Consider the following 21,982-nt stretch of genomic DNA (forward strand, 5'->3'; position numbering starts at 1 on the left):
GTTATACGCGATTCAGAATGACTTCAAGCATCACCTTGGAGCCGAAATAGCCCAGGGTGAGCAGCACGAATCCGGTCATGGTCCATTTCACCGCCACCATACCACGCCAGCCCCACAGGTTGCGCCCGAACAGCAACAGCCAGAGTACCGCCCAGGCCCCCAGGGCAAACACCGTTTTGTGAAGCAGGTGCTGGGCGAAAAAATCGTCCACGAAGATAAAGCCGGTGCCGATGGCCAGGGTGAGCAGAACCATGCTGATGGAAATGAGATCGAACAGGGTGCTTTCCATGGTCTGAATGGGGGGCAGCAAATTAATCACGTCGTGCAGGTGTCGATGCTTCAGTTGATAGTTCTGAATCCACAGCAAAATGGCCTGTGACAGCGCCAGCGCCAGCACGCAATAAGCGGATATGGATAACAGTATATGGGCAATGACACCCCGCCCCAGGTGTGGATTGGGGATCAGGTGGTCGTTAAACAGCAGGGCAATCAACAGCCCGACAATGGCCGTGGGGTAAGCCGGGGCCAGCAGTGATTCAATGTGGCGGAAATAGGCAACAGCGGTCCCGGTGGCGGCCAGGACCAGGGCAAACAGGGACGCCATGGTGGTCACCCCCAGCTGAATGCCGTTTGCCTGCAGCAGCGCACCGTACAGAAAATAGGCGTGAAGGATCAGGCCCACCGTTGCCGTCCCCAGCAGGGCGGGGCGATTAACCGGAACATCGGTCTTGAGGCTTTTGATTATCAGTACGGTGGATATGCCGTAGCAAAGGCAGGCCAGAATGCCTGCAACGGTCGCCATACTCACGGCGCGGTGTTGCTCCTTACCGGTTTCGTTTAAGGGCTAAGTTTCTCACAAGGCTGTCAATAATGAAACTGGCTGCGTTATACTTGCCAGTTCAAGTTTTTAGCAGCCAATGAAGACAGAATTATGTTTGATAACCTGACCGAACGCCTCAGTAGCAGCCTGCGCAGTGTAACCGGCAAGGCGCGTCTCACCGAGGACAACATCAAAGAGACCCTGCGGGAAGTCAGAATGGCCTTGCTGGAGGCAGACGTTGCCCTGCCGGTGGTGAAGGCATTCATCGACAAGGTGAAGGAGCGTGCCATCGGGCAGGAGGTCATGAAGAGCCTGAGCCCGGGCCAGGTGTTCATCAAGATCGTGAACCAGGAACTGGTGCACATGATGGGGGATGCCAACGACGCCCTCAAATTGAATGTGCAGCCACCGGCGGTGGTTCTGATGGCGGGCCTGCAGGGGGCGGGTAAAACCACCACGGTGGGCAAGCTGGCCAAGTACCTGAAGGAAAGGGAAAAGAAAAAGGTGCTGGTAACCAGTGCCGATGTGTACCGACCAGCCGCTATCAAGCAATTGGAAACCCTGGCCGGCGAAGTGGGGGCGCTGTTTGTGACGTCCTCCACGGAAGAAAACCCGGTGGACATTGCCAACCGAGCCATTGGTGAAGCCCGTAAGCTGCATGCGGATGTGGTGATCATCGATACCGCCGGCCGTCTCGCCATCGATGAAGACATGATGAACGAGATCAAGGCACTGCACAGTGCCATAAAACCGGTGGAAACCTTGTTTGTGGTGGATTCCATGACCGGTCAGGACGCCGCCAATACCGCCAAGGCCTTCAATGATGCGTTACCGCTGACCGGCGTGGTGCTGACCAAGGCCGATGGTGATGCCCGTGGCGGTGCTGCCCTCTCGGTGCGGCATATTACCGGCAAACCCATCAAATTCATCGGTATGGGCGAAAAGACGGATGCCTTGGAACCCTTCTATCCGGATCGGATAGCGTCCCGGATTCTCGGCATGGGCGATGTGCTGAGCCTGGTGGAAGAAGCAGAACGCAAGCTGGACAAGGATAAAGCCGATAAACTGGCCAAGAAGCTCAAGAAGGGTAAGGGCTTTGATCTGGAAGATCTGCTGGAGCAGTTCCAACAGATGAAAAAATTGGGCGGCATGGCCGGCATGCTGGACAAATTGCCGGGCATGGGCGGCATGGCACAGATGGCCCAGCAGGGCGGTGTGGCGGATAAGGAACTGTCGCGGATGGAAGCCATCATCTACTCCATGACACCCCACGAGCGCCGCTTTCCGGATGTCATCAACGGTTCGCGCAAAAAGCGCATCGCAGCGGGTTCCGGCACCCAGATCCCGGACATCAATCGGGTGTTGAAGCAGCACAAGCAGATGCAGAAGATGATGAAAAAGATGTCCGGCAAAGGCGGCATGAAGAACATGATGCGCGGCATGAAAGGGATGATGGGTGGGGGCGGTTTCCCCGGTGGCGGTGGTGGTATGCCGCCCTTTAAAATGTAAACGCTCGACCCGGTGTGGGGGGCTTTGAACCCGGCTCCCCAAAACACTTTCATTTGTCATGGAATTCCCGTAAAATCCTGCGCCTCCCTTGCCCTGCACACCCTCAATTTCCGGCAGAGGCTTGGGAACGAGGCTGCCATATTAGCTGAGCAGCTCTTGAAAAGAGCAAAGAATTCAGTAGGTTACTGAGCGCTGAAGGGCGAATCAGGAGCCTGCTTTTACGTTAAAAACGCTGAACAAATTGATTGTAAGAAGGAAATCGATACATGGTAACCATTCGAATGACTCGTGGCGGCTCCAAAAAACGTCCTTTCTACCACCTGGTTGTAACCGACAGCCGTAATGCCCGTGATGGCCGTTACATTGAGCGTGTTGGTTTCTTCAACCCTCAGGCCCGTGGCCAGGAAGAGCGTGTACGCCTGGATCTGGCACGCATCGAGCATTGGGTTGGTCTGGGTGCCCAGACTTCCGATCGCGTGGCGTCTCTGGTTAAAGAAGCGAAAAAAGCAGCCGCTGCTGCGTAAGCAGTGGTTGTGATGTCCGACTGGGTTGTGGTGGGAAAACTGCTTGGTCCATATGGGATCAAGGGCTGGATGAAACTGTATTCACATACTCAACCCATGGACAATATCAGTAACTATAACCCGCTCTGGATTCAGCGAGAGGGTAACTGGCAGCCTATTCACGTTGAAGGTGTTCAGCGGCATGGAAAGGGGTTGGTGGCCAAGATTGCAGGTTGCGACAACCGCGATCAGGTACCGGCTTTCACTGGGTGTGAATTAGCAATCAAGCGTGAGCAGCTGCCGGATCTCCAGGGCCAGGATTACTACTGGTCCGACCTGGAGGGTTTGACTGTAACAACGCTCGAGGGTGACTGTCTGGGTAAAATCAGTCACCTGTTCGAGACCGGCTCCAATGATGTGATGGTGGTGAAAGCCACCGCTGACAGCATCGACCGACAGGAGCGCCTGATCCCCTATGTCTGGGAGGATGTGGTGCACAGCGTGGATCTGGGGGCCGGGACCATGACTGTGGACTGGGATAAGGAATTCTAGTGCCCTGTTTGGCAAGGTACGAGATTGTCACCCTGTTCCCGGAGATGTTTCAAGCCATCACCGAATACGGCGTCACCGGACGCGCAGTTAGAAACGGCCTGGTGGCGCTGGGTTATCATAATCCCCGGGATTATACCCAGGACGTGCATCGCACCGTGGATGCACGACCCTACGGCGGTGGCCCCGGCATGTTGATGCTGGCGGAACCTTTACTGGCGGCCGTGGCGGATGCCAGGTCCCGATTGCAGGCCGCAGGGGTGGACAAGGCCAAAGTGGTGTATGTATCGCCTCAGGGCAAGCCGTTCGATCAGCAGGCGGCTCAGGCGTTCAGCGAACAACAGGGCGTGGTGTTTCTGTGTGGCCGCTATGAAGGTATTGATGAGCGCGTGATTGAGATGGCGGTGGATGAAGAATGGTCCATCGGCGATTACGTGGTCAGTGGTGGTGAATTGCCGGTGATGTCCATGATCGACGCCACGGTACGTTTACTGCCCGGTGTGCTGGGGCACAAGGATTCAGCGGCGGAAGATTCGTTCTTTCAGGGTTTGCTGGACTGCCCGCATTATACCAGGCCGGAGGATTATCAGGGCCGCCCGGTACCCAGCGTGCTGTTGAGTGGCCATCACGCTGAAATTCGGCGCTGGCGCCTGAAGCAGGCGTTGGGCAGAACCTGGCAGCGGCGTCCGGATTTGCTCCACAGCAGGCCTCTGAGCAAAGAGGAGCAGCAGCTGTTAAACGAATACAAGGGTGAGCATGGCTTGTCCTGAACGGTTTTATTAACGACGTGAATGTAGTGCCGATTCGGCCCTACCTCTGGCGCGAACATTGAGGAAACTCTCATGAGTGGTAAAAACAAAATCATCCAGGCACTGGAAAACGAGCAAATGAAGCAGGACCTGCCCAAGTTCAGCGTCGGCGACACTGTCGTTGTCAACGTGAAGGTAACGGAGGGTGACCGTACTCGTCTGCAGGCTTACGAAGGTGTGGTAATTGGTAAGCGCAATCGTGGCCTGAATTCCGGATTCACCGTGCGCAAAATTTCCAACGGCGTTGGCGTTGAACGTACTTTCCAGACCCATAGCCCGCTGGTGGACAGCATTACTGTGAAGCGCCGTGGTGCGGTTCGTCGTGCCAAGCTGTACTTCCTGCGCGAGCGCACTGGTAAGTCTGCCCGTATTCGCGAAAAACTCAATTAATCGGGTTTTATCGCCGCCAGATCAAAGCGCCCCATCCGGGGCGCTTTTTTTTGTCTAGTCCTCCAGCGGGGACCGGTACAGAACTTTAACCTGCTGCAGGGTGTTTTTACCGGGGTTTTTCAGGTAACCGATGGCGTAGGTGGAGCGCAGAACGGCGTCCACCACCGCTTGCTGGGATGTCACCTCTGAGGGGATTTTACCCTTGCCGCTGAACAGGTAGTACGCGCGATAGCGCTTCAGTTTGGGCAGGGAAATGCCAATGATTTTCTCGTAAAACGTGCGGTACAGGTCGCTGGTCTGAGACTGGTCAATGGCCACGGGTTCGTGCTCCGTCCCGGGGTAGAGGTGGAGTCGTCCCAGAAATACTTTTCGCACCTCCTTGGTGGTTAGTTGCTGCACCGGGTTGTCCTGGTTGGTGACCACAAAAATGTCGGCCCTGCACAGGCCGGCACACAGCATAACGCTCAGCCCAATGATCAATTGTAATGAGGTGGATCGAATGAGCTGTCCCATCAAAACACCACATCCATCACCACGGTGAATAACGTGGCGCTGTCCGGTGGAGCACGTTCGTCATTCAGGGGAAAGCCCTGCCCGGTGGAGCCCGCCAGGAAATTGAAACGCTGAGCCTCGAATTTGATGCAGGTGTTGGGCATAAAGTCGTAGCGTATGCCCAGGGTGATGCTGCGCTCCTTGGCCTTGAAACTCTGGATGGAATCCCGGGTGCCCTCCAGCACCGTGGTGAATGGCGGCACTGGGTAATTGGCCAGCGCCTCATCGATCAGCGGCAAAGCGGACTTGTTCAGTGTGTTGTCGTACGCGCTCAACACACCATAGGGTGTCAGCTTTTCGAAATGGTAGAGCAGGGACAGGTACCAGCCATCCGAATCGTTGGCAAAGCCGGAGTCGGGGCTCAGTATCCAGTACTTCTCGGCAATCACGCCCCATTGCTCAATATCCCATTGTCCGCCAATTGCATGGTATTGGTAGTTGGTGCCGGCTGCGGAAAGCGATGAGCCGATTGCCTCGAATATGGGGTCTCCGGTGAGCGCCGTGAAATCCTTGTAATAGCTTTCGACCTCTTTCAGGCTCTCTGATGAAATGTTGGTGTGCTCCACATGGAAACTGTAACGCAGTAACCAGTTCAACGAACGCAGGGTCAGAGATGTGCCGTAGGTGGGGCTTGCATCCACGGTAACATCGCGGATTTCGCCCTCCACTTCGCCGGCAAACAGCTGGAGGTCCAGTTCCAGCTCGTCGGACAGGTCCAGGGTGTAGAGCAGGTCGCCGCCGTCGATGTTACCCAGGGGTTGTAAAAGGTAAGCGTAAACATCGATGGGAGGGCGGGCCCAAGGGTAGGAGTACCCCACATCCCGTGTGCCGGAGTAAATATAATGGGAGGAACGCACACGCCCCAACCTCAGTTGGAGATTGGGTGAGGCCTGGTAGCTTAAGAAGAGCCATTGTACCTGAGGGGTATAGGATTCATTGCCTCCCAGTGCCAGCCCGGAGCTGGATACCTGTGTGGTGAAGGACAGTTGTTCTGTCAGGTTGCCCTGTAACTGTACGCCGAGCCGGGTGTCATTGTCGAAATCCCAGTTATCGTCGGCTTCGCCGAATTGGAAGTTCTCCCGGTTAACTTTGCCGACGCCAATTGATCCAAATCCGGAAAATTGCCAATTTTGCTCACTAAAACAGTTGCTTGCGACTGTTAAAATAAGCGCTGAAAAGAGTACCCGCACAGCCTGCCCTTATGATTTTTCTGGTTCCTTCCCTAAGCATAGTCAAATCCTGCCGTGATGGCGGCGGCAGGTGCAAGAAACAGGATAAAGATCATCGGGCTGCTAGAATTAGGGTTGAGCAGGCTGAAGCCAGGCATGGCTGGTGGGCGCAGTGAGATTCAATCAAAACGCCAAAATTAGATTGTACATTCTGTCTATCGCCCTGATTGGGGGGGTGGGATTTTTCTGTTACCTGCTGACCAATGTGTTGATGGCGGGCCAGAACGAGCGGCGTTTGGACGAGCTGCTCAATAAGCAACATCCGGTGATTGAGCAGGTGCGGGCCTTAAAGCGCGATATTCAGGTGCTGCGCGAGATCATGACCTCCGCGGTAGCGCTTGAGGATGCGTTCATGCTGGAGGATTCTGAGGAGGTTGCGCGTCAGGTGCAGCGGCGCCTGGATGCGTTGTCTGAACTGGATGCCGAAATGACCACATTGACTGCAAACGTAGGTGGCGTATTTCGTAACTACTACGATATCTCGCGGGGGCTGGCTCAGGAGTTGATTGAATATCCGGATCAGTTGCAGCGTTTTCAGATCAGAATTGATCGTTCCCATCAGATCTACGATGGCCTGATGGCCATTCTGGATCGAACCCTGGCGGAGCGGCAACAAAGTTTCGCCCTGTTATTGCGGAAAACCGATGCTGCCGTGAAGCAGGCCAATCTGTTTGGTGCCCTGTTGGGCGCTTTCGTTATTGTGGCCTTGCTGGTACTGGCCTGGATTATTTCAGTGAGGGTGTTGCGCGAGATCAATCGCACCAATCGCCTGAAGGATGAGTTTCTGGCCACCATCAGTCACGAGATGCGCACCCCCATGAACGGGATCATTGGATCACTCAATTTGCTTTCAAAAGTGGAGTTGAGCCCGGATCAACAAGTGTGGTTGGAGGCGGCTTCCCGGTCAGCGGATACCATGCTGATGTCCATTGATGACATTTTGGAGCTCAGTGAAATCATGTCCGGGCGCGGTGAAGTGCAACTGGCACCGCTGTGCTTGCGCCCTTTCATAGAGAAACTGGTGGCGGTCGCTAAGGTTGATGTGGAAAGCAAAGGCCTGACCCTTGAGTGCCACCTGGATGAGGTGGTGGATCGTACCCTGGTCTGTGATGAGAAAAAAACCGTTCACGTTATCCGGCACCTGCTCAGCAACGCCATTAAGTTTTCTTCACAAGGCTCGGTACTGATCTCCGTTTCCCGTATTGCGGGGGCAAACCACCGACCCGATCGTATCAGTGTGGTGATACAGGATTCCGGCCCCGGAATCGAGCCACACCTTATCAAGCATTTATTTAAGCCATTTCAGCAGTTGGATGGATCTTTTCGGCGCCAATTCCAGGGTATGGGCATCGGGCTGTCCATCTGTAAGGCTATCGCCAATCTGCTGGGCGGCACCATTTACCTGGAAAACCGCGCCGGTGGCGGGCTGTCAGTGGAGTTTTGCTTCCCCGTATACGAAGCCTCGGATTTCCCTGCTGATACCGGCCCCCTTGAGACTCATGTCGCCATTGTGGAGCAGCAGCCTTTGGTGTTGGTGGTGGAGGACAACCCGGTTAATCAGATGGTGATCAAGGGCTACCTGAAGCGTTTGGGGTGCGATGTGATTACCGCAAACAACGGCAAGGAAGCCCTGGAAAGAGTGGGGGAGCGGCCGGTGGATCTGGTGTTTATGGATTGCCAGATGCCGATCATGGATGGGTTTGAAGCCACCCGTAAAATGCGGGAGATGCAGGCGCCGATTTGTAATCTTCCTATTATCGCCGTCACTGCCAATGCCATGGAGGCAGACCGCAAAATGTGCCTGCAATCCGGTATGGATGGTTATTTGAAGAAACCTGTGGCGCTGGATGACATTGAGTCAGAGCTCAGGGCGCATGTGTCCAGCGCCGCCTGAAGCGGAGCTCAGGATTCAAATCGATAGGGTAGAAATTCGCGCTCATTTTCATCGATGTGGATTTTTTTGCCGATGGGTGGAAACGCTCGTTGCGGGCAGTCTGTGCGTTCGCAAACACGGCAGCTGACTCCAATGGGCACTGCGGCTTCCTTGTCATTAAGATCAATGCCGGCGGAGTAAATCAATTGCGGGGCGTGGGCGATTTCGCAACCCAGGCCAACGGCAAAGTTTTTCTGTGGCATCAGAAAACCGCCCTCGGTTCGGCTGACGGTGCGGGCAATGCAGAAGTAAGTTTTACCATCGGGCATCTGCGCCACCTGGCGCAGTATTTTGCCGGGCTGGGCAAAGGCTTCATGCACATTCCACAGTGGGCAGGCGCCGCCCACCCGGGCAAAATGAAAGCTGCTGGCACTTTGACGCTTGGAAATATTGCCGGCGGCATCCACCCGCAGGAAGTAGAAGGGGATGCCCTTGGCGGAAGGCCGCTGCAGAGTGCTGAGGCGATGGCAGATCTGTTCGAAGCTGACATTGAACAGGATCTGCAAGCGTTCGATGTCGTAGCGCTCCTGTTGCGCCTTTTGCAGAAAATTCTCGTAGGGCATGAGCAGTGCCCCGGCAAAATAATTGGCCAGCCCCACCCGGCACACCGCATTGGATTCCGGGTTGGTAAAACGGGCTTTGGCAATAATGTCGTCCAGTAATGCAGCATGTTCCAGCAGGCAAATCTGGTGTGCCAGGTGAAATATCCGTTGTCGCAGTGACAGCAGCTTGGACAGCACCAACTGCCGCTTGCGGGCATCAAACTGGCGCAGGCGTTCGCTGTCCGCGTCAACGATAACGTGAATATCGTGTTTGCGCTTCAGATAATCAATGAGCTGACCTTCGCCGCCACCGTGGTGCATGGACTCCTGTTTGAACAGGGTTTCCGCCGCCTGATCCAGGCTGTCAAAATAGTTGTTCTGGTAGTAGAAAAAATCCCGGGTTTCCTCGTAGGGAAACTGTGGGCCCTCAATTGAGCGCACAGCTTCGTCCCCGGTGACGCCTTCTGCCAGGCCAACGTAGTTCTGCTTGGTTTGCAGGTAGGATTGATACAGGCTCAAAAAATGGCGGGCAAAGGTGGGGGACCGGGTCACAATCTCTTTCAGTTCCGGCAACAGCACTTTCTCGTTCTCAAACAGGGGGTCTTCCAGGCAGTCCTTGATTTCCGCCACCAACCGGTCGTCCTCCTCCTCAGAAAAGTGAGTGAGATCGATTTCAAACACCCCTCCCAGTTTCAGCAAAACCTGGACGGTGAGGGGGCGCTGGTCATTTTCAATCTGATTCAGGTAGCTGGGGGACAGCCCCAGCTTGTTGGCCAGCTCGGCCTGGCTCAGGCGGTGTTGCTCCCGCAGGCGGCGCAGTTTGCTGCCCAGGAAGAGTTTGCGTTTACGTTGTCCCATAGTGCGGTCTTTGTGTGGTTTGCGAATTTGCAATATTGGCAAAAAAACAAAGGGAATTGCAAATGTATTTGCAAGTGAGCACGTTTCCCTGGTGTTTTCTTTGCTTTTTCTCTGATTGATTCCAATAATTTGCGCCACCAGGTCTTTGCAATGTTCACAAAATTTCTCAAATGAGGTGTCCTATGCCCCACTACCAAGCCCCCCTTCAGGATATGGAGTTTCTATTGTTCGAGGTGTTTGAAGCGCATCAGCATTGGCAGCAGTGGCCGGATTTGGCGGGGGTACTGGATATGGATACCGCGCGGGCAATGCTTGCGGAGGCGGCTAAGCTGGCAGCCAACACCATCGCCCCCCTGAACCGCAGCGGGGATGAAGAAGGGGTCAGGTTGGAACAGGGCAGGGTGGTGACCCCAGCCGGGTTCCCAGAGGCCTTCTCCGCCTTCAGTGAGGCCGGGTTATCCGCCTTGACAGGAAACCCCGCTTACGGAGGGCTGGGCATGCCAAAGTCTTTGGCAGTGCTGGTGGATGAAATGATGTACGCCGCCAACAGTGGCTTCAATCTGTATCCGGCGTTAACCGCAGGTGCCTGTCTGGCGCTGGATGCCCACGGTAGCGAGGCCCTGAAACAGCGCTACCTGCCTAATCTATATAGTGGCCGCTGGACCGGCACCATGTGTTTGACGGAGCCCCACGCCGGCAGCGATCTGGGGTTGATTCGTACCCGGGCGGAGCCGTTGTCGGATGGCAGTTACTCGGTCACCGGCACCAAGATATTTATTACCGGGGGTGATCATGATCTGGCGGATAATATCGTGCATCTGGTGCTGGCCAAACTGCCTGATGCTCCCGCCGGCTCCCGTGGGATTTCTCTGTTTCTGGTGCCCAAGTTCGCCGTGGCGGAAGATGGATCTCTGCAGGGTGAAAATGGTGTCAGCTGCGGGGCATTGGAACATAAGATGGGCATCAAGAGTTCCGCCACCTGCGTGATGAATTTTGATGCTGCCCGGGGTTACCTGGTGGGCGACCTCAACCGCGGACTGCAGTGCATGTTTACCATGATGAATTGCGAGCGCCTGTCGATTGGTATTCAGGGGCTGGGGTGTGGTGATGCCTCTTATCAGAGTGCTGTTCGTTATGCTCTGGAGCGGCTGCAAGGGCGATCATTGGCGGAGTCCGGTGGCAACGCATCGGCTGACCCCATCATTGTGCATCCGGATGTGCGCCGCATGCTGTTGAACATGAAGTCGCTCACCGAAGCAGGACGGGCATTTGCCATTTATCTGGGATTGCAGTTGGATCACGCCAAGCATGCCGACAATGATGAAACGCGGGCATTGGCCCAGGCCCGGGTTGCGTTGTTGACGCCGGTGGCAAAAGCCTTTTTCACCGACATGGGGCTGGATTGCACCGTGCTCGGCCAGCAGGTGTTCGGTGGGCACGGTTATATTCGGGAATGGGGGCAGGAGCAGTTGGTACGTGACGTGCGGATTGCCCAGATTTACGAAGGCACCAACGGTATCCAGGCCATGGATCTGATGCAGCGCAAGGTGTTCGCTAATGGCGGTGAGTGGATGGAGGCGTATCTGGATGAGATCAGGCAGTGCGCCAGATCCAGTGGGGGTAGTGCTCTTGAGCATTATGGCGCCGCATTATTGCAACGGGCGGACCAGTTACAGAACCTGACCGACACCCTGGTTGCCAGTGGCGAACAATCGCTGTTGGAGTTGGGGGCGGCCGCCTGCGATTATTTACAGGTGGTCGGCTATGTCTCGTATGGCTATATGTGGCTCAAAATGATGAGTAAGGCCACCGCTGCCAGCAGCAAGCACAAAACCGGTGCTTATTATTTCAATCGTATCCTGCCCAGGGTGGATAGCCTGATAGCGGTGCTTGCCAGCGGCGCCGACGATATGATGGCATTGGCGCCAGATGAGTTCTAGAGGCCTTTCAGCAGCACGCTGCCCAGGGGCTCGTTGTCGCGGGTGATGGCCAGGCTCTTGATTTCCCCTTCAGAGAGCTTGATTTCCAGGGGGTCGAAATCCGGCACAAGTAAATAACCGATGGCCGCTTCGCTGGGATTATCCAGTTCGAACGTGACCGTGTCGGAGCCATAGTCAAACATGATGATGCTGGGTTTGCTGGAAGGAATATTGGCGATGTAGCTGGGCACGACATCACCCCGGTCACTGCGGATTTGCACCATGTTGTTGACCGGCCAGGTGACCTTCGCCTGGCGGGATTGCCGTGACTGTACGCGGGCCAGGTTATTGGCAAAATCCAGCGCAGCACTGCTGGCAGAGATGCGGTGGGTGGCGAAATCTTTGCTCTTGATGCGAAAGGTTTCGCCGCTGCCCACGAAATACACCGGCTGATCAAAGCCAGAGGCATCAATCACGATTTCAACGTCGTGGAGAGGGCGGGACCCGTCCACCATATAGGCAACAATGAATTCCGGGGTGGTATTCAGCATTTTGACACTGCCATGAATTTTTCTGGGAGGCACCCCGCCGGTTTTGCCTGCCGCTTTTTGCTTGGCAACGCTGGCTATGGGCGGTTTGCTCAGGGGCAGGGCACCGAACAGAGCACTCACGTGTGAGCGGGTTTGGTCCAGGCACGTATTCAGATTACCCAGGCTTTTTTCGATGCTGCGGGCTGTTCCGGTCTGTTGGTTTGCTTGGTAATAATTGTTTTTGGCCAGAGCCGCTCGAACGTTGTTTCGCGTTTGAATAGCAGACTCGTACTGGGAGCGGGCTTTGTCGTAAGCCGCCTGATCCACCTGCGCAAGCGGGAATTTCTGTGCCGCCCCGCATTGGGAATTGGCTCGTTTCAAGGCGCCGTTGTATTCATCGAGTTCTTTTTGCGCCAATTCCAGGGATGACTCGAGGCCGCTCAGCTGCGCGTTCAATTTCTGCAGGCAAAGATCGCCCGCTTGCAGGTATTGGTTTTTGCTTATTGTGCCGGGATCGTCTGGGTTTTTATCCATCTCTGCCAAGGCCAATGATTCTGCCATAACGGCGGCGCGGTGTTTTTGCGCAGCATTAACGGCGCTTTTTATTTCCTGCAGGTTGGAAGCGTTCAAGGCAGTGGGCTTTGTGGTTTGCAGTGTGGTTTGGCACAACGTTGCATAGGCCTCACTTTCCTCCAGTACGGTTTCGATGGCCAGTGCCAGGGCTTCCTGCTTTTCATTGAAGCCTGCAATTTTCTTCTCCAGCCTGTTGCAGCTGCGAATTTGATTGCGAATGCTGAACCGGTCATTCAGGCTGGGGGAGGTGCTCAGTGCTTCCTGCTTCAGGCGGTTAAAGCGCTGATAGGAAATGTTGGCCTGTTCAGGGTTTTGTGCCTTGAGCTGATTCTTGGCTTCATCGCAGGCGGCCAGGGCTTGATCCAGGATGGGGGTGCCGATGGCGATTTCAATATCGGTGGCCACCCGTTCACAAAACTTGAGGTTGCTGTCCATGCCACGTTTTTGGGTGGACAGTATGGTGCTGTTGATGCCGCTGGCCTCTTGTTTAAGTGACTCATACTTATCCAGGGCTGCTTTGGCTCGGGGTACGTTGTTGGCCGTTAACGCATCCTTGGCATCGGTGCAGTATTCAAACCCTTGCAGATACAGATTGACGGCATCGTCGAATGTATCCGCCATCAGTGAATGGCTGTTCAGGGCCAGAACGGCCCCCGAAAAAAAGATCAGTTTTCTAAACATACTGCGGGACTACCTAAAGCACTTAGCGGCGTTTGCCTGGTTCCTTCTTGTCTTCCTTTAGAAAGACTAGACCAGAATCAGCGTCGCGAGCCCTAGGAACAGGAAAAAGCCCATGCTGTCGGTGGCAAAGGTGAGCACCACCGAGGAGCCCATGGCCGGATCTTTTTTCAGGCGAACCAATAGCATGGGCACCGTAATGCCGATCAAGGCGGCCAACAGCAGGTTCAGCATCACGGCTCCCATCATGACACAGCCCAGCAGCGGGTTTTGATACAGCAGCCAGGCGAAGAGACCCAGCACCGAGCCCCATATCACCCCATTGATCAGGCTGATCAGCAGCTCTTTACGGTAGATATAGCCCAGGTTGCCACCCTGTATCTGCTCCATGGCCAGGCCGCGTATCACCAGCGCCGCGGTCTGGTTGCCGGTGTTACCGCCGACGCTGGCTACAATGGGCATCAGGGTGGCCAGCGCCACCAGTTGCTGAATGGTGCCTTCAAACAGGCTGATGAAACGGGTGGCGAGAAAGGCGGTCAGCAAATTGATCATCAGCCAGGGCCAGCGCTCCCGGGCACCTTCCAGAATGGGGCCAAACAGGTCGGTGTCCGCCTTCAGCCCTTCTTTGGCCAGTGCCTGTTTCTGCGCCACTTCCCGTAAGTGGTCCATGATGGTTTCAACCCGCAGACGACCGATCAGGCGGTGATGTTCATCCACCACCGGGGCCGATATCAGGTCATAGCGCTCGAAGGCCTGGCCGGCGTCTACCGCATCGTCGCCGGGAGAAAAGGCCACTACATCGGTATCCATGCAATCGCGAACCAGGGTGTCTTCAGGGTACCGCATGAGCTCGATTAACGGCACTACGCCCACCAATTGGTGGTGGTGCCCGGTGACAAACAGTTTGTCGGTTTGTGGTGGCAGTTCCGGGGCAGAGCGTACCCGTTCAATGGCGTCCCGAATGGTGAGGGATTCATGGATGACCAGGCTGTCCCGGCTCATGTTGTCGCCGACGCTGCCCTCCGGGTAGGCAATGGTTTGCTTTACCCAATTGCGTTCGTTGGTTTCCAGCGCATCGATCGCCTGTTGCAGTACAGCCGGTGGTAGCAGGTTATCGATTTCGGTCAGCTCATCACTGTCCAAAGCGCCTAGAATCGACAGCAGGCGGGCTTCGTCCGTGAGCTCAATCAGGTCTTCCGCCACGGCATCATTCAGTTCCAGCAACACGTCACCGGCGGTTTCATCGGGCAGTTCCTGCCACACGGTGTGACGTTTGTCGGCGGGCAGCATGTTAAGCAGGTGGCCGATATCCGCCTTGTTGAGACGATTGAGTTCCCGCACCAGTGCTGCCTGCTGTTGCCGTTGCACCAGGTTTTCAATGAGGTCCGACCGGTTTTGCTGCTGGCGGTGGGTTACGCTCTCCACCACAGATTGGCGCTGCAGTTGCTCAAGCACCGGGGCCAGCCTTCGGGCCAGTTTCTTTGGGCGTTCTTCTGGGGTACTCATCCTGGGGATCATCCGCCGTGCCGTCGGGATTGGGATACTGAGCTAGGTAGCCGGTGAAATAGCTAGCCGGTGAAAACAGGAAAGGGCCGCAAATGCGACCCTTTCAGAACATCAGTGCTCATATGGGAGCGTTGAGACCTGGTGATCAGAAACGCCAGGCACCGTTCAGGCTCAACCCTTCCAGTTCGTAGTCGCTTTTGTCCTGCAGCATCATCCACTCCAGGCCTACTTTAAAGCTGCCCAGCTCCACGTCGGCTCCCAGGCCGTAGGAGAGGTCAGACTCGGTCTGGTCAATGGAGGCTCCCCAGAATTCATAATCCACTTTGGTGTAGCCCAGAATCACGTAGGGAAACAGCATATCGGCGAAGGTCATGCCGCCTTTCACATAAAAGCCGATGTGCTCGTCTACTTTCAAGGCTGCGCCAGTGACATTATCATCGCTCAGGCTGCGACCAAAGCGGCCTTCGATCTGAAAGTTTTCATTAAGGTTGCCGCCGATGATGAACGCCAAGCCATCGGGCTCCAGGTCATCCAGTCCGGATGTGCTGAAGGTATAGAGATTATATTGGGCGCCCACATAGCTTTCGCCCTCTGCCATGGCGGCTTGCGCGCCACTGAACATGCCTGTAGCTACTGCAACCGCTATGAGAGTTCTTTTCATTTTTTATTCCTCGCTTCCCTTATTGTTCTGGTTTCGCGCGTAAATAACCCGATATTCGTTGCGAATCTTGGCGCGCGTTACGGGGAATATAGTTGACTTATCGCTCTAGGGCAAAAAGTTAATGAATGTCATCAGGACAAAATGGAGGTGAAAAAGCCGCGTCGGCTGTAGTGGGAGTGCCGACGCGGATTCGGAACGATTAAAACCGGCTAGGATCGGGGATTGTTTTCTTTATCATCCATGACCTTGGAGATATGCTGTCCATCCTCCAGGGTTTCAAACATGTCTGATGCCATTTCACCCACTTTCTGGTTGATCTCGCGGATCTTTTCATAGACAACGCCGATGGTTTGCTGGTTTTTGTCGCGCAATTTTTGCCCATCTTCGTCCAGTAGACCCGATCGCTCCAAGGCTTCAAACGGCATATCCGCAATGGATTTGTGAACTTCCGCCACCGTTTTGGCGCCATTGTCGATGGCGGTTTGAATCATATCCTTCAGTAATTCAGCTTTGTTCAGTATTCCCATATCAATAACCCTGTTTTCGGTTGCCACTCATCAGTAAGTTTAATTCTATACCATTAATGAGTGGCAACCGAAAGCCATCCTTACTTCGCGCTGGGGAACGAGTATTTCCATACCCGCTGCAGTACGGTTTTGTACTGGTGCCAGAAGGGGCCGGTGTTATAGGGCAGGCCATATTTTTCGCAGATCTCCTGCACTCTGGGGCCCATTTGTTCATAGCGGTTGGCTGGGATGTCCGGGAACAAATGATGCTCGATCTGATAGCTGAGATGGCCGCTCATAATATGCAGCAGTTTGCTGCCAGAGAGATTACTGGAACCCAGCAGCTGGCGGTAGTACCACTCACCTTTGGTTTCGTTCTCACATTCAGCTTCGCTGAAGGCCTGCGCCTGTTCAGTAAAGTGACCGCAGAAAATAATGGCCGAGGCCCACAGGTTGCGACCCAGGTTTGCCATCGCGTTGCCCAGCATGACTTTCCAGAAGAACGGACCAGCCAGAGCGGGGAAGAATACATAATCCTTGAATACCTGTTTGGCACCTTTGCGGAACAGCCCTTTTAAGTAAGGCTTCTTTTCTTCCAGGTCGAAGGTGCCCTCACGGAACCTTTCCGACTCCAGTTCATGCAGCGCAACGCCCCATTGGAAGAAAATACTCAAGGCTGCAAAATACACCATCTGAATGCTGCGCATTGGGTGCCACGGTGTGTCATCCGACAGGCGCAGTACAGCATAGCCGTAATCCCGATCCTTGCCGATGATGTTGGTGAATGTGTGGTGCTCATAGTTGTGGGTACGCTTCCAGGATTGCGCATCACAGGCAGTATCCCATTCGAAATTCTTCGAATGCATCTTGGGGTCATTGGCCCAATCGAATTGACCGTGCATTACGTTGTGCCCGATCTCCATATTGTCCATGATTTTAGACACTGACAGAGCAGTCACTCCCAGCATGAAGGGCACGGGTGTAAAGCTGAAGTGAATCAGCGTACGCCCGGCGATTTCCAGATAGCGCTGTACACGAATGATGTTTTTCATGTAGTCCACATCGGATTGACCCAGGTCTGCGACGATTTCTTCGCGCAGAGCGTCAAATTCCTTCTGCAGGCTTTCATATTGTTCCTTGGTCAGTCGACGATTACCTTTCACACCGCCGATCTTCACATCTTCCTGTGTCAATTGTTCAACATTGGGTTGGGTAGCAGTAGTCATAGTTTGGCTCCTCGTCCTTAGATTTCGATGTCTACGTTGCTGACCGGTGCAGAAACACAGATTCGGATGTCTTCTTCTTCATTACTTGATAGTTCGCCAGTCACCACGTTACGTACCTGGCCGGATTTCTTTTTACACTTGCAGGTATAGCAGATACCCATACGGCAGCCGGAATTGGGTTTGAGCCCGGCGCTTTCCGCCATATCCAGCAGGGTGCCAGGTTGGTCCGTGGTGGTTTCTGTGGCGCTGTTGGTAAAGCGCACGGTAACCGGAGCACCCGCTTCCACTTTTATCGGTGGCAGTCCGAATGCTTCCTCGTGAACCCGCTTGAGGTTGAAACCGGCATCCGCCAGCAGCTGTTTGGCAATTTCCCGAAACGGGTGGGGGCCACATAGGTAGATGTGTTCCGGCTTGCCTTCCAGCAGCGCCGCGATGTGTTCGGCACAAATGGGTGACTGTGGCAGTTTGTGTTTGCTTTCGCCTTCGTCGTAACTGGCGATCAGGTGGCTGTCCAGGCGGCGATTGCTCTGGCTCAGTGCCTTGATTTCGCTGCCGAAGATGAAATCCTTGCTGGTATTGGCAAAGTAGAGCAGCTTGGCGGGAACCGGCATGTTGTTTGCGCTCAGCCAGCGCAATTGGGACATGATGGGGGTAATGCCTGAGCCTGCCGCGATGTATCCAACGGGTGCATCAACATCCTGGTCCAGTACAAATTCACCTTCGGCCTGGCTGATGCTGATGATGTCACCGGTTTTCAGGTTTTCATGCATCCAGCCGGTCACACGGCCATTGGGCACTCTCTTGACGGTAAGCGTAATCGTACCGTTGTTTTTCCACTGGTAGGGGGAGGATGAAACGGTAAAGGTTCGGGTGCTCAGAACCCCATTGACGCTCAGCGTGATGTGGATGTGCTGGCCGGCCATGAAGCCTTTCCAACCGGCATTGGGCTGCAGCACCCAGGTTTTGGTGTCGGATGTTTCCTGTATGACATCCAATATCCTGGCCTTGCACTCGATGGCAGACCACATAGGGTCAACACCTTCCAGAAGGTACTCGAAATATTCGCCAGCGCGATCGGTATTGAACAGGCTGCTGTTGATCCAGGTTTGCGCTTTCTTGAGAAAACCGCTGCGTGTTGAGTGCATAGTCGTGCCTCCCTCTCACATTATGTGAACAAGTGTGCACCATGACCTGGACGGGTGTCAACAGATTTACATGGGGTTGAATGTATATGAAGAAATAGTAATTATAAAACAATGATTTATGAATATATGAATTGTGTTCATGTGTGAACTGAAATTGTTTTATGTTGGGTTTTTAGGGGGGTGGAATGGAGGCTTTTGATGGAAGTTGATGGCAATTAGGAGGCTGTTCGGCTTACAATTGAACACTAATATGAGGTGAGTTGAGAAGAATGAATAACCGTCAGGAACGGAAATTATTAACCCGGCAGTCGCTTATGAATGCGGCGTTGCAATGGGTGGAAGAGGGGCAGCATTTCTCCAGCCTGAGTATTCGTGAGGTCGCCAAGCGGGCGGGCGTGGTTCCCACTGCATTTTACCGTCATTTCAAAGACCTGGATGATCTGGCACTGAATCTGGTGGATGAGTTGAGTCTGGTGCTGCGGCAGTTGATGCGGGAAGTACGGCAGAATCGCGTTAATCCACAGCACATTATCCGTGATTCTGTACAGCAGTATTGCCAGTACGTGGTGTCCCAGCGGGTTTTTTTCATCTTCATGTCTCAATCCATGACCGGTGGAACGGCCTTGATTCGCCAGGCTGTACGCAGTGAATTGCAGTATTTTGCCAAGGAGTTGGTGGCGGATTTACAGCGTTTCAGTTTGCTCCCCAATCTGGATCCGGCGATGATGGATGTGCTCGCCGACCTCACCATCTCCACCATGGCGTTTGCCACCGTTCAATTGCTGGATTTGTCCGATGCCAGTACCCAGTCACGACAGGATTTTGAGAACAAAATGAGCCGGCAGTTGCAGTTGATTTACGTAGGAGCAGCGAACTGGAAGCGGAAGGAGCCGCTTTAAGAGTGTCGGTTTTTCTTACAGGGTTTGAGGGCTTATGGTTTCTAAGTGTCGATTAAATTTACACAGGCTGCGGTTGTGTGGCGTGGCTCATCGGCTATGTGCCTGATTGCGCTGGCAGATCTGGGATTGGCTTGACTGTTGCTTATAATGTGAGCAGAAGCGGTAAATATAGACGCTCGATAAGTTTACAGGGAGGCAGCATGCTTCGAACAATTATTAACCTGTCGGTGGCGGCAGGCATACTCGTCAGCAGCCAGCTTGCTTTGGCCTATGAGATGAGCAGCGTGAGCTGTACGGTGGCGGTTACCCAGCCCATGTGGGATGACTGTGCAGGTGCCTTTACCCTGGATAAGGGGGAAAACGACGTCACCAATGGCGATGAGTTCAATATCGTTACCCAAATCCTTAATGAGGGTGGTTTTGGCGGTGACGGCTGGGAGTTCGGTGCCAAGTATGATGGCCAGTATGAGGGTGATTCCAGCCTGTTTTCAGTCACGGGAATTGATGCCACCAGTGGTGTTCTGAATTTCAGTGGTTCGCCGCTGCTGGATGATCTGGTGTCGGTCTATGATCTGGCCATCAGCTTCAAGGCAGGGGATAGCTTCAGCATTTATTACTGGGAAGCACCGCTGCTGTCTTCAACCATAAACTGGACCACCGCTGGCGTGGCCTATGGTAAAGAGTTTCCCAAAGCGCTTTCCCACGTGTCTGTCTATCTCCGTGGTGCCACGGAAATACCGGAACCGGGCACGATGGCCTTATTGGTGATTGGCTTGTTTGGCTTGATGATGAGCCGTAAAAAAGTGAGTTGAAGGCAATTTAAGTTTGCTGCGAAGAAGCCGGGTTATGCCCGGCTTCTTCGCAATACAGCGTTACCCGATTGCGCCCGTTCTCTTTTGACTGATAAAGCGCCTCATCCGCCATGGACAGCATATCCGTGTAGCGGCCATCGGCAGGGGGAATCAGTGCCACCACACCCACACTGACCGTAACCGGCACCGGGGTTTCCTTCACCAGAAATCGCATTGCAGCAACGGATTCACGAACTCTTTCTGCCACACGCAAAGCTCCCTCAACCCCGGTTTCCGGCAGTACTACACAAAATTCCTCGCCCCCATAGCGGGTGGCACGATCGCTGGGCCAGCGTAATCCATTGCGTATGGCGATAGCCACTTGCCGCAGACAGTCGTCGCCAATCAGGTGGCCGTAGGTATCGTTGAACTGTTTGAAGTGATCGATATCCATTAACAAGACCGACAGACAATGCTGGTAGCGTGCCCCTCTGGCGTACTCCTCTTCCAGCATCCGGTCCAGAAAACGCCGGTTTTTAAGCCCGGTAAGCTGGTCAGTGTCACTGAGTTCTTCCAGTTTTTGATTCAGCGCCTCCAACTCACGGGTGCGCTCCTGCACACGATTCTCAAGGGATTCTGTGGCCTGCTTTTGAATTTCAAGCGCTTGTTCACGGGCCTGGCGCAGCTCTCTTTCCGTATTCAGGGCATCCTGCTGCGCCTCGAAGCGCATCTTACGCTCCTGATTGATGCGCTCAGCCAGGGCGAATGACAGCAGGGTGACTTCCAGTGCCGACCCTATCTGGGTGGCATAATCAGTAAACAGGTTCTTTGGCAGTAAATTGAACTTGCTGAGGGCCAGAATGATGCCCCCGGACAGCAGCGAGCTCCAGGCAATGGTGTAGTATTTCGCGGACAGCCCGCCACTGTACCAGCGAAACACGCCCAGCCCAAAACCGTAACAGCAAACGACGCCGGCAAAGGGTATGAGCACTCTGATGACAATGCTGTAAGGTAATGTAAGCGCCATGATGATCACCAAGAGGCTGATCACCGCAAAGCTGTAGCCGGCGTAGCGAATGGCACCCCGTAATTCATAGGCGCGCAAAAAGTTGTGGGTAAACAGTGAGCCAAACATCACCGAGCACGACAGTGTCACCAGAATGGCCTGGTCGTTCCAGCGGGTGTAATTTGGCCACAGGTATTGAAATGCAAATCCGCTGAGGCTGGCCAGAAACAGCGGCATGCTGCACACGAATAACACATAGTAGAGATAATTCCGCTCACCCACCGCCAGGTAGACAAACAGGTTGTACATCACCATCACGAACATGATGCCGTAGTAAATACCGTGCAGCAGAGTCTGGGTGCGGTCGTGGTTAAAAAAGGCCTGCTCCTGCCACAAGGTCAGGGGTACCTGAATGGAACTGGAACTCCTGACAGCGAAGTAAAGCGTTAATTCCTCATTGGATTGCCATTGCAGGGGAATCACAAAATTTCGATGATCAGTGGGCCGCTCGTTGAAGGGCAGTTTGTCCCCCAGCTCCAACGTTCTCTGATGATTGTCACCGTAAATAAATACGGAGATGTAATCCAGCACGGGATAGCTGATTTCAAGCAGGCGCTGCAATTCGATGGTTTCCTGATTCTGGATAGTGATTCGCAGCCACCAGGTAGAATTGTTATAGCCGTGGTTGAAAGCCTGGCGATTATTATGCTGCCACTCTGTTTCCGGCAATTGTTTGAGGTCGCTGATGGTCAGGCTGCTGTGCACATCCTCGTAGTAGTACAGATAACTGGCCAAAGGTTGCTGTACTTGGTTCTTCAATAGCTTGAATTCCGCCGCTTGCAGGCAAC

20 protein-coding genes are annotated in these 21,982 nt (G+C 54.2%); 9 read left to right on the forward strand and 11 right to left on the reverse strand.

Features of this window, described 5'->3' with window-relative positions; all coding sequences use genetic code 11:
• Position 1: 1 nt before the first annotated feature.
• Positions 2-802, reverse strand: coding sequence for an inner membrane protein YpjD (locus D9N13_RS14555; protein ID WP_290593080.1), 801 nt, complete (start codon positions 800-802; stop codon positions 2-4).
• A 129-nt stretch (positions 803-931) separates the two neighbouring features.
• Between D9N13_RS14555 and ffh the strand changes: the two genes are divergently transcribed.
• The 5 genes from ffh (at position 932) to rplS (ending at position 4,580) form a co-directional block, all read left to right on the forward strand.
• Positions 932-2,329, forward strand: a complete 1,398-nt coding sequence (gene ffh / locus D9N13_RS14560) for a signal recognition particle protein (RefSeq protein ID WP_290591605.1) — start codon at positions 932-934, stop codon at positions 2,327-2,329.
• Positions 2,330-2,595: 266 nt separating this feature from the next.
• Complete coding sequence (rpsP, locus tag D9N13_RS14565) at positions 2,596-2,853, forward strand: 30S ribosomal protein S16 (RefSeq protein WP_290591607.1); 258 nt, start codon at positions 2,596-2,598, stop codon at positions 2,851-2,853.
• 12 nt (positions 2,854-2,865) lie between these two features.
• Positions 2,866-3,384 (forward strand): ribosome maturation factor RimM, encoded by a 519-nt coding sequence (gene rimM, locus D9N13_RS14570; RefSeq protein ID WP_290591609.1) that lies wholly within the window; start codon positions 2,866-2,868, stop codon positions 3,382-3,384.
• An 8-nt stretch (positions 3,385-3,392) separates the two neighbouring features.
• Positions 3,393-4,151, forward strand: coding sequence for a tRNA (guanosine(37)-N1)-methyltransferase TrmD (trmD, locus tag D9N13_RS14575; protein WP_290591611.1), 759 nt, complete (start codon positions 3,393-3,395; stop codon positions 4,149-4,151).
• 72 nt (positions 4,152-4,223) lie between these two features.
• Complete coding sequence (gene rplS / locus D9N13_RS14580; protein ID WP_290591613.1) at positions 4,224-4,580, forward strand: 50S ribosomal protein L19; 357 nt, start codon at positions 4,224-4,226, stop codon at positions 4,578-4,580.
• Positions 4,581-4,634: 54 nt separating this feature from the next.
• Here rplS and D9N13_RS14585 read toward each other — a convergent pair whose 3' ends face one another.
• Both D9N13_RS14585 and D9N13_RS14590 read right to left on the reverse strand, forming a co-directional pair.
• Entirely contained in the window at positions 4,635-5,093 is a 459-nt protein-coding gene (locus D9N13_RS14585) for a hypothetical protein (protein ID WP_290591615.1), read from the reverse strand.
• The gene (locus tag D9N13_RS14590) at positions 5,093-6,322 is read right to left on the reverse strand and encodes a hypothetical protein (protein ID WP_290591617.1); all 1,230 of its coding nucleotides are present in this window, start codon (positions 6,320-6,322) and stop codon (positions 5,093-5,095) included. The genes D9N13_RS14585 and D9N13_RS14590 overlap by 1 nt, the downstream gene beginning before the upstream one ends.
• 151 nt (positions 6,323-6,473) lie before the next feature.
• On the opposite strand from D9N13_RS14590, the gene D9N13_RS14595 reads away from it, so the two are divergent.
• Positions 6,474-8,255, forward strand: coding sequence for a response regulator (locus tag D9N13_RS14595; RefSeq protein ID WP_290591618.1), 1,782 nt, complete (start codon positions 6,474-6,476; stop codon positions 8,253-8,255).
• 8 nt (positions 8,256-8,263) lie between these two features.
• Here D9N13_RS14595 and D9N13_RS14600 read toward each other — a convergent pair whose 3' ends face one another.
• Positions 8,264-9,694 carry a short-chain fatty acyl-CoA regulator family protein gene (locus D9N13_RS14600; protein WP_290591620.1) on the reverse strand — a complete coding sequence of 477 codons (1,431 nt, stop codon included), beginning with the start codon at positions 9,692-9,694 and terminating at the stop codon, positions 8,264-8,266.
• Between the two features lie 182 nt (positions 9,695-9,876).
• Between D9N13_RS14600 and D9N13_RS14605 the strand changes: the two genes are divergently transcribed.
• Positions 9,877-11,634: an acyl-CoA dehydrogenase C-terminal domain-containing protein gene (locus D9N13_RS14605; protein ID WP_290591622.1), complete on the forward strand. Its 1,758-nt coding sequence runs from the start codon at positions 9,877-9,879 to the stop codon at positions 11,632-11,634.
• On the opposite strand, the gene D9N13_RS14610 is transcribed toward D9N13_RS14605, so the two are convergent.
• The 6 genes from D9N13_RS14610 to D9N13_RS14635 form a co-directional block, all read right to left on the reverse strand.
• Positions 11,631-13,397 (reverse strand): hypothetical protein, encoded by a 1,767-nt coding sequence (locus D9N13_RS14610; RefSeq protein WP_290591624.1) that lies wholly within the window; start codon positions 13,395-13,397, stop codon positions 11,631-11,633. The two genes, D9N13_RS14605 and D9N13_RS14610, sit on opposite strands and share 4 nt — an antisense overlap.
• Positions 13,398-13,463: 66 nt before the next feature.
• Positions 13,464-14,900 carry a magnesium transporter gene (gene mgtE / locus D9N13_RS14615; protein WP_290591626.1) on the reverse strand — a complete coding sequence of 479 codons (1,437 nt, stop codon included), beginning with the start codon at positions 14,898-14,900 and terminating at the stop codon, positions 13,464-13,466.
• Positions 14,901-15,045: 145 nt separating this feature from the next.
• Complete coding sequence (locus D9N13_RS14620) at positions 15,046-15,561, reverse strand: porin family protein (RefSeq protein ID WP_290591628.1); 516 nt, start codon at positions 15,559-15,561, stop codon at positions 15,046-15,048.
• Positions 15,562-15,770: 209 nt separating this feature from the next.
• Positions 15,771-16,088, reverse strand: coding sequence for a hypothetical protein (locus D9N13_RS14625; RefSeq protein ID WP_290591630.1), 318 nt, complete (start codon positions 16,086-16,088; stop codon positions 15,771-15,773).
• Between the two features lie 80 nt (positions 16,089-16,168).
• Complete coding sequence (locus D9N13_RS14630; RefSeq protein ID WP_290591632.1) at positions 16,169-17,293, reverse strand: fatty acid desaturase family protein; 1,125 nt, start codon at positions 17,291-17,293, stop codon at positions 16,169-16,171.
• Positions 17,294-17,310: 17 nt separating this feature from the next.
• On the reverse strand, positions 17,311-18,438 hold the full coding sequence (locus D9N13_RS14635) for a flavin reductase family protein (protein ID WP_290591633.1): 1,128 nt from the start codon (positions 18,436-18,438) through the stop codon (positions 17,311-17,313).
• A gap of 269 nt (positions 18,439-18,707) precedes the next feature.
• On the opposite strand from D9N13_RS14635, the gene fabR reads away from it, so the two are divergent.
• Together fabR and D9N13_RS14645 are read left to right on the forward strand one after the other, a co-directional pair.
• Positions 18,708-19,337: an HTH-type transcriptional repressor FabR gene (gene fabR / locus D9N13_RS14640; RefSeq protein ID WP_290591635.1), complete on the forward strand. Its 630-nt coding sequence runs from the start codon at positions 18,708-18,710 to the stop codon at positions 19,335-19,337.
• 200 nt (positions 19,338-19,537) lie between these two features.
• Positions 19,538-20,149 carry a PEP-CTERM sorting domain-containing protein gene (locus tag D9N13_RS14645; protein WP_290591637.1) on the forward strand — a complete coding sequence of 204 codons (612 nt, stop codon included), beginning with the start codon at positions 19,538-19,540 and terminating at the stop codon, positions 20,147-20,149.
• 7 nt (positions 20,150-20,156) lie between these two features.
• Here the strand turns inward: D9N13_RS14645 and D9N13_RS14650 are convergent, their stop codons facing one another.
• Positions 20,157-21,953 carry a diguanylate cyclase gene (locus D9N13_RS14650; protein ID WP_290591639.1) on the reverse strand — a complete coding sequence of 599 codons (1,797 nt, stop codon included), beginning with the start codon at positions 21,951-21,953 and terminating at the stop codon, positions 20,157-20,159.
• Positions 21,954-21,982: the final 29 nt, after the last annotated feature.

It is taken from the genome of Ketobacter sp. GenoA1 (assembly GCF_003671475.1).
Taxonomy (GTDB): domain Bacteria; phylum Pseudomonadota; class Gammaproteobacteria; order Pseudomonadales; family Ketobacteraceae; genus Ketobacter.

Coding starts and splice junctions, on each gene's coding strand:
- mgtE (WP_290591626.1), bottom strand. CDS start 14,900: ATGAGTACCCCAGAAGAACGCCCAAAGAAACTGGCCCGAAGGCTGGCC.
- fabR (WP_290591635.1), top strand. CDS start 18,708: ATGAATAACCGTCAGGAACGGAAATTATTAACCCGGCAGTCGCTTATG.
- rplS (WP_290591613.1), top strand. CDS start 4,224: ATGAGTGGTAAAAACAAAATCATCCAGGCACTGGAAAACGAGCAAATG.
- D9N13_RS14555 (WP_290593080.1), bottom strand. CDS start 802: ATGGCGACCGTTGCAGGCATTCTGGCCTGCCTTTGCTACGGCATATCC.
- D9N13_RS14610 (WP_290591624.1), bottom strand. CDS start 13,397: ATGTTTAGAAAACTGATCTTTTTTTCGGGGGCCGTTCTGGCCCTGAAC.
- ffh (WP_290591605.1), top strand. CDS start 932: ATGTTTGATAACCTGACCGAACGCCTCAGTAGCAGCCTGCGCAGTGTA.
- D9N13_RS14635 (WP_290591633.1), bottom strand. CDS start 18,438: ATGCACTCAACACGCAGCGGTTTTCTCAAGAAAGCGCAAACCTGGATC.
- D9N13_RS14620 (WP_290591628.1), bottom strand. CDS start 15,561: ATGAAAAGAACTCTCATAGCGGTTGCAGTAGCTACAGGCATGTTCAGT.
- D9N13_RS14645 (WP_290591637.1), top strand. CDS start 19,538: ATGCTTCGAACAATTATTAACCTGTCGGTGGCGGCAGGCATACTCGTC.
- D9N13_RS14625 (WP_290591630.1), bottom strand. CDS start 16,088: ATGGGAATACTGAACAAAGCTGAATTACTGAAGGATATGATTCAAACC.
- D9N13_RS14605 (WP_290591622.1), top strand. CDS start 9,877: ATGCCCCACTACCAAGCCCCCCTTCAGGATATGGAGTTTCTATTGTTC.
- D9N13_RS14600 (WP_290591620.1), bottom strand. CDS start 9,694: ATGGGACAACGTAAACGCAAACTCTTCCTGGGCAGCAAACTGCGCCGC.
- D9N13_RS14585 (WP_290591615.1), bottom strand. CDS start 5,093: ATGGGACAGCTCATTCGATCCACCTCATTACAATTGATCATTGGGCTG.
- rpsP (WP_290591607.1), top strand. CDS start 2,596: ATGGTAACCATTCGAATGACTCGTGGCGGCTCCAAAAAACGTCCTTTC.
- rimM (WP_290591609.1), top strand. CDS start 2,866: ATGTCCGACTGGGTTGTGGTGGGAAAACTGCTTGGTCCATATGGGATC.
- D9N13_RS14630 (WP_290591632.1), bottom strand. CDS start 17,293: ATGACTACTGCTACCCAACCCAATGTTGAACAATTGACACAGGAAGAT.